Source organism: Pseudomonas sp. LjRoot71 (assembly GCF_964253255.1).
In the GTDB taxonomy this organism is placed as follows: domain Bacteria; phylum Pseudomonadota; class Gammaproteobacteria; order Pseudomonadales; family Pseudomonadaceae; genus Aquipseudomonas.
Genome location: NZ_CAXURA020000001.1, coordinates 2,509,572 through 2,524,139 on the forward strand (window position 1 = coordinate 2,509,572; position 14,568 = coordinate 2,524,139).

Genomic DNA, 14,568 nt, shown 5'->3' on the forward strand with positions numbered 1-14,568 from the left:
GGCAGATCCCTGGGGGCGTCACGCGGGCGCTCTACTCATACACCGGGCGGGTGTGCTGCGCCAAGGTCTGTTGTAACTGCGCGGCCGGTTGCGGGCGGCCGAAGTAGTAGCCTTGGCCATGGTCGCAGCCCAGTTGGCACAGCAGGTCGAGCTGATCGGCCTGTTCGATGCCTTCGGCCAGTACCTTGAGCCCCATGCTGTGGCCCAGGGCGATCACGGCGCGGGTGATGGCGATGTCATCCTGATCATTTGGCAGGCCTCTGACAAAGCTCTGGTCGAGCTTGAGCTTGTGTACCGGCAGGCGCTTGAGGCGGGCCAGCGAGCTGTAACCGGTGCCGAAGTCATCGATGGCCAGGCGTACGCCGAGGTCGCGCAGGCGTTGCAGCAGGGCCAGGGCGGCATCGGGGTCGTCCATCACGGCGCTTTCGGTCACTTCCAGTTCCAGGCAGGCGGGGTCGAGCCCGGTGTCACGCAGCACTTCGGCAACCCGCAGGTCCAGTTCGCCGCGGCTGAACAGGCGGCTGGAGGCATTCACCGCGACAAATTGCAAATCCAGCCCGGCCTTGCGCCAGGCGACCATCTGCCGGCAGCTCTGCTGCAATACCCAGGCGTCGATGGTGCCGATCAGGCCGGTTTCCTCGGCAATCGGGATAAATTCGCCAGGCGGCACCAGGCCACGTTCCGGGTGTTGCCAGCGCACCAGGGCTTCGACGCCGATCAGTGCGCGGCTTTTCAAGTCGTACAACGGTTGGTAGTGCACGCGCAGTTCCTGGCGATCCAGTGCATGGCGCAGGGCGCTGGCCATTTCGACCCGCTGGTGGGCATGGGTAGTCAGCTCCTGGCTGTAGAACGCATAGTTCTCGCGGCCGCTGCTCTTGGCCTTGAACAGCGCGGAATCGGCGTTGCGCAGCACCTGAGCAACATCGTTGGCATCTTCGGGGTACAGGCAGATGCCAATGCTGGCGGTGATGAACAGCTCCTTGTCCGCCACTTGAAAAGGCTGGGTCAGGCAGTTTTGCAGGCGCTGGGCCATGACCGCTGCCTGTTCGACGTCGCGGCACTGTTCATCGAGCAGGCCAAACTCGTCGCCGCCCAGGCGTGCCAGGGTCATGCGTTTGCCGAGTTGAGTGCTGAGGCGTTCACCCACGGCCTTGAGCAGCAGGTCACCGATGTTGTGGCTGAGGCTTTCGTTGATGTGCTTGAAGTGGTCGAGGTCGATCAGCAGCACCGCACCGCTGTGCTGGTCGCTGCGAGCACGCTCCAGGGCATGCTCGACGCGCTCGGTGAACAGCAGGCGGTTGGGCAGGTTGCTCAGCGGGTCGTGGTGCGCCAGGTAGTCCAGCTCGCGCTGGGAACGCTTGAGTGCAGTGATGTCGGAGAACACCGCCACGTAGTGGCTGATCTCGCCCTGCTCGTCGTGGATCACCCGGATGCATTGCCACTGTGGGTAGATTTCACCGTTCTTGCGCCGGTTCCACACTTCACCACTCCAGGCGCCACGGTTTTGCAAGGCGTTCCACAGGCTTTCATAGAAGCTGCGGTCGTGCCGCCCGGATTTCAGCAGGCTGGGTGACTGGCCAAGGATTTCTGTCTGGCTGTAGCCGGTAATGCGGGTGAAGGCCGGGTTGCAGTGCACGATATGTTGCTCGGCATCGGTGACCAGCACTCCTTCCTGAGTGGCGTCGAACACGGCGGCGGCCTGGCGCAGGCTGTCTTCGTCGCGGCGGCGCTGGGTGATGTCGCTGGCTGTGCCGATCAGGCGTTCGGCCCGGCCCTGTTCATCGAGCAACAAGCGGCCACGAAACTGAATCCAGCGGTAGCTGCCGTCGGCATGCCGCAAGCGGTAGTTGACCTCATAAGGTGCCGGGTCGGCGGCGCTCATGCGCTGTTGCAGGTTGCGCTGGAAGGCTTCGCGATCATTGGGGTGCAGGCGTTGCATCCACTGCTGCTGGTCGGTTTCCAGCGCTTGTTCCGGGATGCCGAGCAGAGCGGCGTAACTGGGGGAAAAATACAGCTGACCGCTCTGCATGTGCCAATCCCACATGCCGTTCTGGGCCGCTTCCAAGGCTTGCTGCAGGCGTCTTTCGCTGTGTTGCAGGGCTTGCTGGTTGCGGCGGTACTGGCGTTGGTGGGTGTGCAGAATCAGGTGCAGCAGGCCGCCGCTGAGCAGGACGAAAGCCAGCCCCTTGAACGTTTGCGCACGCTCCAGCTGTTCAAGTGACAGGCCCAGGGCAATCAGTTGACTGTCGCTGAACAGCACCCAAAGGCCGGCAACCAGAAGGTAACTCAGGGTCAAGCGCCAGGCGCTGTAGGGGGCAGTCATGAGCAGCGGATCAGTCCTTGAAGTGGGGAAGGCAGTATAGATGTTAATGAGGGGGCGGCATTCTTATGCAAAAGACCAACTGGTTTTCTGATCCGGGTCAGGGATAATGTGTACAGGTGTGCGCTAAAAATCAGCGCCACCCTTTCTTTGCACGAGGCACATGACCCATGTGGTACAACGGTTTTCTTGACCTGTCGATCTGGCAACTGATCGCAGTCACCCTGCTGATGACGCACGTGACCATCGTCAGCGTCACGGTTTATCTGCATCGTTACTCGGCGCATCGCGCGCTGGAGCTGCATCCGGCGCTGAAACACTTCTTCCGCTTCTGGCTGTGGCTGACCACCGCACAGAACACCCGCGAGTGGACCGCCATTCACCGCAAACACCACGCCAAGTGTGAAACCGTCGATGACCCGCACAGCCCGGTAATCAAGGGCCTGAGCACGGTGCTGCGCAAAGGGGCCGAGCTGTACCGCGAAGAAGCGCAGAACGCGGAAACCCTGCGTATCTACGGCAAGAACTGCCCGGAAGACTGGGTCGAACGTAACCTCTATTCGCGCTTCCCAATTGCCGGTGTGGCGCTGATGGCCTCCATCGACCTGGCCCTGTTCGGTGTTGCAGGCATCACCATCTGGGCGGTGCAGATGATGTGGATTCCGGTGTGGGCGGCTGGGGTGATCAATGGCCTCGGTCATGCCGTGGGTTACCGCAACTTCGAGTGCCGCGATGCCGCCACCAACCTGGTGCCCTGGGGCATCCTGATCGGTGGCGAAGAGCTGCATAACAATCACCACACCTACCCGAACTCGGCCAAGCTCTCCGTGCGCAAGTGGGAGTTCGACATGGGTTGGTTCTGGATCAAGCTGTTCAGCCTGTTCGGTCTGGCTCAGGTGCAGCGTGTTGCGCCGATTGCCCACCGGGTGGAAGGCAAGCGCAGCCTGGACATGGACACCGCCATGGCCATCCTCAACAACCGTTTTCAGATCATGGCGCAGTACCGCAAGCTGGTGATCGCGCCGCTGGTGCAGCAGGAGCTGGCCAAGGCCGACGCCTCGGTTCGCCATCATTTTCACCGTGCCAAACGCCTGCTGTCGCGCGAGCCAAGTCTGCTTGATGAAGGCCACCATGCGCGTATCCAGCGCATGCTGGAGCAGAGCCAGGCACTCAAGGTGATCTACGAGAAACGCCTGGCCCTGCAACAAATCTGGGTGAAAACCAGCGCCAATGGCCACGACATGCTCGAAGCCATCAAGCAGTGGGTCCATGAAGCTGAGGCCAGCGGTATCCAGTCACTGCGCGAATTTGCCGAACAGCTGAAGACCTATTCGCTGCGTCCAGCAACTGCCTGACGCTTTGTTGTGCCCCTGAAGCCCGCCTATTGGCGGGCTTTTTAACTTCTGGCGTATGCTGCTGTCATATCCCCGTTATCTGAGCGCAGCGGCGGTGTTTATGGATGAAGTCAACAGGCAGCAGCTGGAACAGGAAGAGCTGACCCTGGCGTTGTTGCACACCCGTGCCGAAGTGGCGCGGCTTCAGGAGCGCGAGCAGCTGTTCAGCACCCTGCTCGGCAGTGTCAATGCGGTGCTCTGGGCGTTTGACTGGAATGCCCAGCGGGTGATCTACGTCAGCCCTGCCTATGAACGCATTTTCGGGCGCTCCACCGAGTTGCTGCTGGCCGGCTACGAAGAATGGCGCAACAACATCTACCCCGATGATCTGGAGTACGCTGCCGAAAGTTTTGCCCAGGTGCTGCAAACCGGAGCGGTTGAAGCGCGTGAGTACCGCATCATTCGTGGTGACGGTCAGGTCCGCTGGCTCAGTGACAAGTGCTTTGTCAGCCGTGAGAGCGCGCCGGGGCAGCCGCATATCATCGTCGGCATTGCCGAAGACATCACCGAGAAGAAGCAGCTGGAAGGCGAACTGCACCGCCTGGCCACCACCGATGTGCTGACCCAGAGCAGCAACCGCCGGCATTTCTTCGAGTGCGCCCAGCGCGAGTTTGAGCAGGCCCGTGAATATGGCAGCCCGCTGGCCTTTCTGCTGCTCGACCTGGATGACTTCAAGCAGATCAATGACCGCTACGGCCACCAGATGGGCGATCAGGTGCTACAGCGGCTGGCCTACAGCGGTGCGACCACCCTGCGCCGTGGTGATCTGTTCGGGCGCATCGGTGGTGAGGAGTTTGCCGCGTTGTTCCCGCGCTGTGATGCGGCGTTGGCCGAGCAGATTGCCGAGCGCTTGCAGCGTGATACGCGGCGGCTGAGTTTCAGCCATGACGGTACAACCTTCGGCATTACCTTGAGTCAGGGACTGACCTGTTTACGTCCTGAAGACACCAGCCTGGATGCCCTGTATGCCCGTGCGGATGCTGCAATGTACCGGGCCAAACGCCAGGGCAAGAACCAGATCGTGATCGACTGAATTGGCTGGCGGCAACCCGCCTGGTAAGTCTTGTTGATCGGCAAGAATCCGCTTATGAGTCGCGTAGCCTGCTTACCCAGGCCTGCTGGCTTAGAGCGCAAAAACCCGTCATAGACAGCTTGCTGCCGCTTCGTCAGCAGCTGGCACAGTATCTGCGTAGGGCTTCGTTCATAACGGCCAGGTAGTCGGCCGGCCAATAAGAACGAAGAGTGCCTCACTATGCCCCGCACCTGCCTGCCGACCATCCCCGATATTCTCGTCTGCGCTGATTGCCTCCCAGCGCCCACCTGATCCTGCCTGTGCTCGGCCAGCCTCTGGCTGCGGCGGCGTTCGCCTGCACGCCCACTGGCCCCGACCCCAGGCCCCGAATTCGGCGCGCGCCTGCCGTTTCACTCGCTGAAGCCTGTACCGCGCCGATGTGCAACCCACACACAACTGGAGAAATCATAATGAGAAAGACCTCCCTGGCCTTGGCCGTCGCGGCCAGCACCCTGGGCATGTCCCTGAGCCAAGCGGCGTTTGCCGATTTTATTGGCGATAGCAAAGCCACCCTCGAAGCGCGGAATTTCTACTACAACCGTGACTTTCGTGAAGCAGCGGGCCAGAACAAGTCTGAAGAGTGGGCGCAAGGTTTTATCCTGCGTGCTGAGTCGGGCTTTACTGACGGCACCGTTGGCTTTGGTGCTGATGCCATTGGCATGTTCGGTTTCAAATTGGATTCGGGAGATGGCACTGCAGGTAGTGGTCTGCTGGTTCCGGATCGTTCGTCCAATGGTTCGCAGGACAACTATTCCGGCCTGGCTGTAGCGGCTAAGGCCAAGGTCTCCAAAAGCACCCTGCGTGTCGGCCAGATGCAGTTCAAGAACCAGGCGATCGCCTCCAGCGATAGCCGCTTGCTGCCGCAAGTTTTCCGCGGCGGTAACCTGGTATCCCAGGAAATTGATGGTCTGACCCTGGATGCGGGTTACCTCGACGAGGTCAACAACCGCAACTCGCAAGACTATGAAGACATGACCCTGAACACCTACTCCTTGAGCGGTATCAGCATCAAGGGTGGGGCCGTTAATCAGTCCAACGAGTTCGTCTTTGCGGGCGGCAACTACAAGCTCACCAATGACCTGACGGCCGGTTATTACTATTCCAATCTGGAAGATCTGTACAAACAGCATTCCTTCAATCTGGTGCATGTCCTGCCGTTGGGCGACAAGCAAAGCCTGAAGACTGACGTGCGTTATGCCCGTTCCACCGATGACGGCATGAGCAACGTCGACAACAAGGCCTTTGGTGCAATGGTTACCTACAGCCTGAGTGCCCATAAATTTGGCCTGGGCTACCAGAAAATGAGTGGTGACACCGGTTTCGCCTATGTCGGTGGCACCGATCCGTTCCTGGTCAACTATGTGCAAATCGGCAACTTCGCCGCCAAGGACGAAAAATCCTGGCAGGCCCGTTATGACTTCGATTTCGCGTCTGTTGGCATTCCCGGTCTGACCTTTATGACCCGCTATCTGACTGGCGATAGCATTGATCGCGGCGCCGCCTCCGAAGGCAAAGAATGGGAGCGCAACACGGACATCGCTTATGTGGTTCAGGAGGGTACTTTCAAGAACCTCGGTATCAAGTGGCGCAATGCGACCATGCGTAACAACTTCAGCCGTGATATCGACGAAAACCGCCTGATCGTCAGCTACACCCTGCCACTGCTCTGACTGTGGCGGTTTCAGGCTGAGCTGTTGCATGCAGCCCAGCCTGAGCAGTACAGCAAACCTGGACTCTGTTCCGGGTTTTTTATGACCGGTGATTGACCTCTGTACGGTGTCGCGGTGGGCTTGCTAATCAATATATAAAAGAATAGATTGTTTTTATCTTAATTGAGCAGCTTGCCATGACGTCTGAACACCCTCCACTCGATATCCAGCAACTGCGCGCCAATGCCGATGCGGCGGGGCAGCTGCTCAAGGCCCTGGGCAACCCGGATCGCCTGTTGCTGCTGTGTCAGCTGTCCCAGGGCGAACGCAATGTCAGCGAGCTGGAAACGCTGCTGGGTATTCAACAGCCGACGCTCTCGCAGCAACTGGCGGTATTGCGCCGCGAAGGGCTGGTAGAAACCCGCCGTGAGGGCAAGCAGATCTATTACTGCATCAGCAGTCCGGCTGCATTAGCGGTGATCAACACCCTCTATCAACTGTTCTGCGCAGGTGCCGAGCAATGAGTATCGATTGGTACAACTTCACGCCCTGGAGTGCCCTGGCGGGCGGCGCGTTGATTGGTCTGGCCGCCAGCCTGTTTGCCGTGATGAATGGCCGGGTGGCCGGCATCAGCGGCCTGCTTGGCAGCCTGCTGGAGCGTGGTGAAGGCTGGGGCGAGAAGGGCCTGTTTCTGCTTGGCGTGTTGTTCGCGCCACTGCTCTGGCAGCTGTTTACTCGCCTGCCCGAGATTCATATCGACAGCGGCTGGCTGGCGCTGACGGTTGCCGGTCTGTTGGTGGGTGTTGGCACCCGCTATGGCGCTGGCTGCACCAGTGGGCATGGCGTGTGTGGCCTGTCGCGGCTGTCGCCACGCTCACTGGCGGCCACGCTGGCGTTTATGGCAGCGGGCTTTGTCACGGTGTTTATCCTGCGTCATCTGCTGGGAGCCTGAACATGCGCAAACTGATGGCGTTTCTTGCCGGGCTGATTTTTGGCATCGGCCTGCTGACTGCGGGCATGGCCAACCCGGCCAAGGTGCTGGCATTTCTCGACCTGGGCGGCGCCTGGGATCCATCCCTGGCGCTGGTGATGGCGGCGGCGATTGGCGTGGCGTTTTTGCCGTTCAGTTGGGCGCGCACGCAGCGCGTCAGCGTACTCGGTGCGCCGATGCAGTTGCCGGGCAAGCGTGAGCTGGATCGCCGGCTGATCGGCGGCAGCCTGTTGTTCGGTATCGGTTGGGGCATCGCCGGGATCTGCCCGGGACCGGCCGTGGCCCTGTTGCTGACCGGGCGCTGGCAAGCCCTGCTTTTCACCCTGGCCATGCTCGCGGGCATGCTGATATTTGCTGCGCTGGAACGTCGGCGCGGATAACTGCGGGTCGGGCAAACAGTATGGCTGCGCTGCTTGGCAGCGCTCGACCGCTGCGTGCGGCTGGATTAATCACCTGCGATTGCAGGCTGGAGTTGTCATGTCACCGCGTATTCAGGCGTTTTTCGATCCCGCCACCTCGACCTACAGCTATGTGGTCAGTGATCCGGCCACTGCACAGTGCGCGATCATTGACTCGGTGCTGGATTACGATGCGGCCGCCGGCCGTATCCGTTACGAGAGTGCCGACCGCCTGATCGGCTACGTGCGTGAGCAGGGCCTGCGCGTGCAGTGGTTGCTGGAAACCCATGTGCATGCCGATCACCTGTCGGCCGCGCCGTATCTCAAAGCGGCCTTGGGTGGCCGATTGGCGATTGGCGAGCAGATCCGCGTGGTACAGAGCACCTTCGGCAAGCTGTTCAATGCCGGTACCGAGTTTGCGGTGGACGGTCGCCAGTTCGATCAGCTGTTCCAGGATGATCAGCGGTTTCAACTGGGCAGCCTCAGCGCCCGCGCCCTGCATACGCCAGGGCATACCCCGGCCTGCATGACCTACCTGATCGGCGATGCCGCCTTTGTCGGCGACACCCTGTTTATGCCGGATTACGGCACCGCGCGTTGCGACTTTCCCGGTGGTGATGCGCGCACCCTGTACCGTTCGATTGCCCGGCTGTTTGCCCTGCCAGAGCACACGCGGTTATTCCTGTGCCACGATTACCTGGCACCGGGACGCGAACAGCACCGCTACCAGACCACGGTGGCGGAGCAGCGGGCGGATAACGTGCACGTGCACCAGGGCATCGATGAAGAAGCCTTTGTGGCCATGCGCCAGGCGCGTGACGCCAGCCTGGGCATGCCGGCGCTGATGCTGCCGTCGGTGCAGGTCAATATGCGCGCCGGCCATCTGCCGCCAGCCGAAGACAATGGCGTGCGCTACCTCAAGGTGCCGTTGAATGTTCTCTAGGTGGCCACTGCTGCAAACGTTGCGCGGTTATGACCGCGATCAGGCCGGGCGCGACGTGCTGGCGGCCTGCCTGGTCTGCCTGCTGCTGGTGCCACAGGCGCTGGCCTATGCCCAGCTGGCCGGTCTGCCGGCCGTGGCCGGGTTGTATGCGAGCATCCTGCCGCTGCTGGTGTATGCGTTGATCGGTGCCAGCCCAGGGGTGGCGCTGTCGTTCGGCCCGGTGGCGGTGTTGTCATTGATGACGGCGGCAGCCCTGGCGCCGCTGGCGGCGGTGGGGAGCGCTGCTTATCTGGTGGCGGCCACCACCCTGACCTTGTTGGTCGGCGTGTTGTTGCTGCTGATGGGTGTGCTGCGGCTGGGCTTTATTGCCAACTTCCTCAGCCACCCGGTGATCTCCGGGTTCGTCAGTGGTTCGGCGCTGCTGATCGCCGTCAGCCAGCTCAAGCACCTGCTGGGCATTTCGGCCGATGGCCTGACCTTGTTGCAGGTATTGCCGGCTCTGGTTGCGCAGTTGCCGGCGGTGCACCTGCCAACGCTGGTGTTGGGCGTGGGCAGCCTGATGCTGCTGGTGCTGCTGCGTAACCTGGGCCTGTTCGGTGTGTCTGAAACGCTGGCGCTGCGTTTCAAGCAGTTGAGTGCCTTGTTGCTGATGTTGCTGGCGATGGCCCTGGGCGCGCTGCTGCACCTGGAAAACCACGGGATCAAGGTGGTCGGCAGCGTGGCCGCAGGCCTGCCACCCCTGGCGATACCGAGCCTGGACCTGGGGCTGTTGCGTGAGCTGCTGCCGGCGGCCGTGCTGATTGCCCTGGTGGGCTTTGTCGAGTCGGTGTCGATTGCCCAGAGCCTGGCAATGCGCAAGCGTCAGTCAATCAACCCGGATCAGGAATTACTCGGCCAGGGCGCGGCCAACATTGCCGCTGCCTGCACGGGCGGCATGCCGGTGGCGGCGAGCTTTTCGCGCTCGGCGCTGGCCCTGCAAAGCAATGTGGCCACCCCGCTGGTTGGCGTGTTTACCGCTGGCCTGATGTTGGCAGCGGTATTGGGCCTGGCGCCGCTGTTGCAGCACCTGCCGCAGGCGGTGCTGGCGGCGAGCATCATGGTGGCGGTGCTGGGGTTGATCGACCTGCGCAGCATTCGCCGCACCTGGCGCTACTCGCGGCAGGAAGGTGCGGCGCAGTTGGCGACGTTGCTGGGCGTGCTGCTGCATGGGGTCGAGGCGGGGATTCTGCTTGGCGTCGGCCTGTCACTGCTGCTGTTTCTCTGGCGTACCAGCCGCCCGCATATGGCGGTGGTGGGTCAGGTGCCGGGCAGCGAGCACTTTCGCAATGTCGAGCGCTACCAGGTGGTGGAAAGCAGCAGCGTACTGTCGTTGCGGGTCGATGAAAGCCTGTATTTTCCCAACGCGCGCTACCTGGAAGAGCGTGTCGCAGCGCTGATCGCCGCGCGGCCGGGGGTGCGCCATCTGGTGCTGATGTGTTCCGGGGTCAACCTGATCGACGCCAGCGCCCTGGACACCCTGGAGGCGCTCAGCGAGCGCCTGCACAGCGCTGGCGTGCAGCTGCACCTGGCGGAGGTGAAAGGACCGGTGATGGACCGCCTGAACCGCTCGGACTTTTTCCAGCGGTTTACCGGCCAGGTGTTCGTCAGCCAGTACCAGGCGCTGCGTACTCTGGATGTGGCGAGTACCGAGCGCGCCAAGCGAGCGCAAGAAAACTGAGCTACAGCTTAATGGCGGCGTGTCGATACGCTGTTTGGATCAGGGATGAAAGCCGTACCGTGTGCCCTGATCAAGTGTGCCCTTGTTGAGGCTATTGTCATGTTCGGATCACAACTGCGTCACGCGTTAGAGCAATGCCAGCAGGACCTGGCGGCGAGCCTGCAGAATATCGCGGCCATTCGCCACACCTTTGCCGTGATCGAGTTCAGCCCTCAGGGCGAGATTCTCGACGCCAACGAACCCTTTCTGGCCGTCATGGGCTATCGCCTGGATGAGCTGCGCGGTAAGCACCACCGCCTGTTCTGTACCCAGGAGCAGGCCGCCAGCACGGCGTATGCCCAGTTCTGGCGGCGTCTGGCCGATGGTGAAAGCTTCAGTGACCGCTATATGCGGATTGCCAAGGGTGGCCGCGAGATCTGGCTGGAGGCCAGCTACCTGCCGGTGCGTAATGCTCAGGGGCTCGTCGTCAAAGTGATCAAGCTGGCTGCCGACATCACTGCGCGCATGCATGCTGAGCATCAGCATGAGAGTTACCTGAATGCGATCAATCGCTCGACGGCGGTTATCGAATTCAACCTGGCTGGTGAGGTGCAGTACGCCAATGACAATTTTCTCAGTGTCATGGGCTACCGCCTGGAGGATATTCGCGGCAAGCACCACCGTCAGTTCTGCAGCCATGAAGATGCCAGCAGCGATGCATACCGGCAGTTCTGGCAGCGCCTGAACCGCGGTGAATACATTGCCGACCGCTTCAAACGGATCACCAAGAGTGGTCAGGTGATCTGGCTGCGGGCCACCTACAACCCACTCTACGACGCCAGTGGTCGTTTGTACGGCGTGGTCAAGTTTGCCAACGACATTACCCATCAGGTGCATCACCGCGAGGCCGAATCCGCTGCCGCGCGGCTGGCCTTTGATATCGCCCGGGAAACCGATGAAAGCGCGATCAAGGGCACGGCCACCGTCGATGAGACCGTGCAGGTGGTGCGCGGGATTGCCGATGAGCTGGGCAGGGTGTCGAGCAATATCGGTGCGTTGAGTGCGCAGTCCGAGCGCATCAGCAGCATTGTCCAGGTGATTCGCGGGATTGCCGAGCAGACCAACCTGCTGGCCCTCAACGCCGCCATCGAAGCGGCGCGTGCCGGCGAGCAGGGGCGTGGCTTTGCCGTGGTGGCGGATGAAGTACGCAACCTGGCGGCGCGTACCAGTCAGGCCACCGTGGAGATCAATGACGTGGTGCGCCTCAACCATGACCTGGCCTTGCAGGCGGTCAATGGCATGGACGGTAGCAAGCAGCGCGCCGAGCAGGGCGTGCTGCTGGCCAACAAGGCCGGTGAGGTGATGTTGGAGATCCGCGATGAGGCGCAGCGGGTGGTGGACGCTATTGGCCAGTTCACCGAGGCCATGCAGGACTGAGCCGCGCCCGACCGCTGGCGGTCGGGCATGTCGCTCTCAGCGGTCTAGCGGAGCGGCTCGCGCGACACAATCAGTGCTCTTCCAGAGCTTCGGCGAACTGGCGTACGGCATCCACCACTTGCCGTGCGCCGCTCTGGATTTCTTCGATGACATCACCGGCCTGGTTGACCAGATTCACCCCTTGGTCAACCTTGTGGCGGCTTGCCTGCATGCTGTCGACTGAAACCTGCGCCAGGTCATGGTTGCGTTTAACGACCTCGACAATCTCCACGGTGGCCTGACTGGTACGCGCCGCCAGGTTGCGTACTTCATCCGCCACCACAGCAAAGCCACGCCCCTGCTCGCCGGCACGCGCCGCTTCGATGGCCGCATTGAGCGCCAAGAGGTTGGTTTGTTCGGCAATCCCACGGATCACCTGAACGATGCTGCTGATCATCTCCGATTGCTGGCTGACAGCGGTGATGCCTTCGGCGGCGCGTGACAGCTCATCGGCGATGCCGCGCACGACATCAACGGTTTCACGAATCACCTTGGCACCATGGCGGGCGCTTTCATCGGTTTGCTGGGAGATGTCGTAGGCCAGTTTGGCGGCTTCTGACTCGGCTTGTTGCTGACGCACCATACCGGTGACATCACGGGCAAACTTGACGACTTTGTAGAGCCTGCCGCTGGCATCAAACACCGGGTTGTAGGTGGCGCTCAGCCAAATGGTGTCACCATGCCGATTGATGCGCTGAAAGCGCCCGGAGAAGAACTCCCCTTTATTCAAGCGCTCCCAGAAGTGGCGGTATTCGGCGGAGTCCGCCTCTTCTCGGGTACAGAACATGCGGTGGTGTTTACCGCGAATCTCATTCTGCCGATAACCCATGGTCTGTTCGAAGTTCTCATTGGCTTCGAGTACCTCACCTTTTGGGGTAAAGGCAATCACGGCCATGGAGCGGTCGATGGCCCCGATCATGCTGTTCTGTTCCTGCTCACGGGCCACCTGATCCGTGATATCGGTAGCCAGTTTGAGCACGCCTTCAATGCGGCCATCGGCGCCCCGGATCGGGTTGTAACTGGCCTCTAGCCAGACATCCTGGCCTTGCTTGTTACGCCTGAGAAAGCGCTCGCGAATAAACTCGCCTGCGGCCAGGCGCTGCCAGAACTTGCGGTATTCGGCGCTGGCCTGGTAGTCGGGAAAACAGAAGAGACGGTGGTGCTGACCAACAATTTCCTCAAGCCGGTAACCCATGGTGGTCAGGAGGTTCTCGTTGGCGCTGACGATGGTGCCGTCAGGTTTGAACTCGATCATGGCCGTCGAGCGGTCGACAGCCAGTCTGCGGGCTTCTAGGGCCTGAAGTTTAACTTGAGCCTTGGCCAAGGCCATTTTAGTTGTTGTGTTAAACATCGTTATCCCCTGACAGTCAGAAGTAATCACACCAGGACTGTATCGGACTGGCAGGGCTTAACTTTACATTCTCTGAACGTTTAATCGGTTTTTCTTGGTGCAGGTTGTTGCTGCGTGATGCAGTGGATATTGCCGCCGCCCAGCAGAATCTCCCGACCCGGCACCATCACCACGCGGTGTTCAGGGAACAGGCGTTGCAGAATGGCTTCAGCCTCGTTGTCTTTCGGGTCGTCGAACTTGGGCGCGATGATGCCGCCGTTGACGATCAGGAAGTTGACGTAGGAGCCGGCCAGGCGGATCGACGGGTCGCGCTCCTGGGTGCCGGCCACTAGGTCGACGCCCGCACATTCTTCATCGGTGGCATGCAGCGGGCCGGGAATCGGCATCTTGTGCACGATCAGCTGGCGGCCCTTGGCATCGCGCACGCTTTCCAGCACACGCATGGCGGCCTGGCAGCGTGGGTAGTTGGGGTCGGTGGCATCGTCGGTCCAGGCCAGCAGCACTTCACCGGGGCGCACGTAGCAGCAGAAGTTGTCGACGTGGCCGTCGGTCTCGTCATTGAACAGGCCGTCCGGCAGCCAGATCACCTTGTCGATGGCCAGGTGATCGACCAGGTACTGCTCGATCTGCTCGCGGTTCAGGTGCGGGTTGCGGTTGGGGTTGAGCAGGCATTCCTCGGTGGTGATCAGGGTGCCTTCGCCGTCGACGTGGATCGAGCCGCCCTCGAGGATCAGCTCATCGGTGCGATAACGCGCGCAGCCTTCGATCTGCAGGATCTTGCGCGCCACCTGGTCGTCGCGCACCCAGTTGGCGTACAGCCCACCATTGAGGCCGCCCCAGGCGTTGAAGGCCCAGTCCACACCGCGCACTTCGCCGCTGCTGTTGGTGACGAAGGTCGGCCCGGTGTCGCGCACCCAGGCGTCATCGGTGGTGATTTCCACCACGCGGATATTGGCGTGGGCCAGACGCTCACTGGCGTTTTCATACTGGCCGGCGGACACGCACACAGTCACCGGTTCGAACTCGGCAATCGCCCTGGCCACGGCGGTAAACGCCGCCTGTGCCGGTTTGCCGCCCAGACGCCAGTTGTCCGGGCGCTCCGGCCAGACCATCCAGGTCTGGCTGTGGCTTTCCCACTCGGCAGGCATGCGGAAACCATCGGCGCGTGGGGTGCTGTTCAGGGCTGTCATAGGTTCACCAAGGTACTGAGCGATTAAGTGGGCGGACGATGCAGGCATGGGCTGCTACTGGTGCTTGCGGGCCGAGCTACGGTCATCT

Annotated in this window: 11 protein-coding genes and 3 pseudogenes; 10 read left to right on the forward strand and 4 right to left on the reverse strand. The window is 61.3% G+C overall.

What is annotated here, in order from left to right:
- Window positions 1-31: 31 nt before the first annotated feature.
- The gene (dibA, locus tag ACSQ17_RS11925; protein WP_436068771.1) at window positions 32-2,323 is read right to left on the reverse strand and encodes a phosphodiesterase DibA; all 2,292 of its coding nucleotides are present in this window, start codon (window positions 2,321-2,323) and stop codon (window positions 32-34) included.
- Window positions 2,324-2,490: 167 nt separating this feature from the next.
- Between dibA and desA the strand changes: the two genes are divergently transcribed.
- The 10 genes and pseudogenes from desA to ACSQ17_RS11975 form a co-directional block, all read left to right on the forward strand.
- On the forward strand, window positions 2,491-3,675 hold the full coding sequence (gene desA, locus ACSQ17_RS11930) for a delta-9 fatty acid desaturase DesA (RefSeq protein WP_436068772.1): 1,185 nt from the start codon (window positions 2,491-2,493) through the stop codon (window positions 3,673-3,675).
- A gap of 100 nt (window positions 3,676-3,775) precedes the next feature.
- Window positions 3,776-4,747 (forward strand): GGDEF domain-containing protein, encoded by a 972-nt coding sequence (locus ACSQ17_RS11935; RefSeq protein ID WP_436068773.1) that lies wholly within the window; start codon window positions 3,776-3,778, stop codon window positions 4,745-4,747.
- 449 nt (window positions 4,748-5,196) lie between these two features.
- A complete protein-coding gene (locus tag ACSQ17_RS11940) occupies window positions 5,197-6,456 on the forward strand; it encodes an OprD family porin (protein WP_436068774.1) in 1,260 nt (419 codons plus the stop codon).
- 176 nt (window positions 6,457-6,632) lie between these two features.
- Entirely contained in the window at window positions 6,633-6,959 is a 327-nt protein-coding gene (locus ACSQ17_RS11945) for an ArsR/SmtB family transcription factor (protein ID WP_233683271.1), read from the forward strand.
- Window positions 6,956-7,387: a YeeE/YedE family protein gene (locus tag ACSQ17_RS11950; RefSeq protein ID WP_436068775.1), complete on the forward strand. Its 432-nt coding sequence runs from the start codon at window positions 6,956-6,958 to the stop codon at window positions 7,385-7,387. The genes ACSQ17_RS11945 and ACSQ17_RS11950 overlap by 4 nt, the downstream gene beginning before the upstream one ends.
- A 2-nt stretch (window positions 7,388-7,389) precedes the next feature.
- The gene (locus ACSQ17_RS11955) at window positions 7,390-7,806 is read left to right on the forward strand and encodes a DUF6691 family protein (protein WP_436068776.1); all 417 of its coding nucleotides are present in this window, start codon (window positions 7,390-7,392) and stop codon (window positions 7,804-7,806) included.
- 97 nt (window positions 7,807-7,903) lie between these two features.
- Window positions 7,904-8,767 (forward strand): MBL fold metallo-hydrolase, encoded by an 864-nt coding sequence (locus tag ACSQ17_RS11960; RefSeq protein WP_436068777.1) that lies wholly within the window; start codon window positions 7,904-7,906, stop codon window positions 8,765-8,767.
- Window positions 8,757-10,484, forward strand: a complete 1,728-nt coding sequence (locus ACSQ17_RS11965; RefSeq protein ID WP_436068779.1) for a SulP family inorganic anion transporter — start codon at window positions 8,757-8,759, stop codon at window positions 10,482-10,484. The genes ACSQ17_RS11960 and ACSQ17_RS11965 overlap by 11 nt, the downstream gene beginning before the upstream one ends.
- 99 nt (window positions 10,485-10,583) lie before the next feature.
- Window positions 10,584-11,357, forward strand: a pseudogene (locus ACSQ17_RS11970) (PAS domain-containing protein); the annotation flags it as partial.
- Between the two features lie 102 nt (window positions 11,358-11,459).
- Window positions 11,460-11,900, forward strand: a pseudogene (locus ACSQ17_RS11975) (methyl-accepting chemotaxis protein); the annotation flags it as partial.
- Window positions 11,901-11,970: 70 nt separating this feature from the next.
- Here ACSQ17_RS11975 and ACSQ17_RS11980 read toward each other — a convergent pair.
- From ACSQ17_RS11980 to aguA, 3 genes and pseudogenes are all read right to left on the reverse strand, one after another.
- On the reverse strand, window positions 11,971-12,522 hold the full coding sequence (locus tag ACSQ17_RS11980; protein WP_436070466.1) for a methyl-accepting chemotaxis protein: 552 nt from the start codon (window positions 12,520-12,522) through the stop codon (window positions 11,971-11,973).
- Window positions 12,514-13,290, reverse strand: a pseudogene (locus ACSQ17_RS11985) (PAS domain-containing protein); the annotation flags it as partial. The gene ACSQ17_RS11980 and the pseudogene ACSQ17_RS11985, both read right to left, overlap by 9 nt.
- Window positions 13,291-13,370: 80 nt before the next feature.
- A complete protein-coding gene (gene aguA, locus ACSQ17_RS11990; RefSeq protein WP_436068781.1) occupies window positions 13,371-14,480 on the reverse strand; it encodes an agmatine deiminase in 1,110 nt (369 codons plus the stop codon).
- Between the last annotated feature and the right edge of the window lie 88 nt (window positions 14,481-14,568).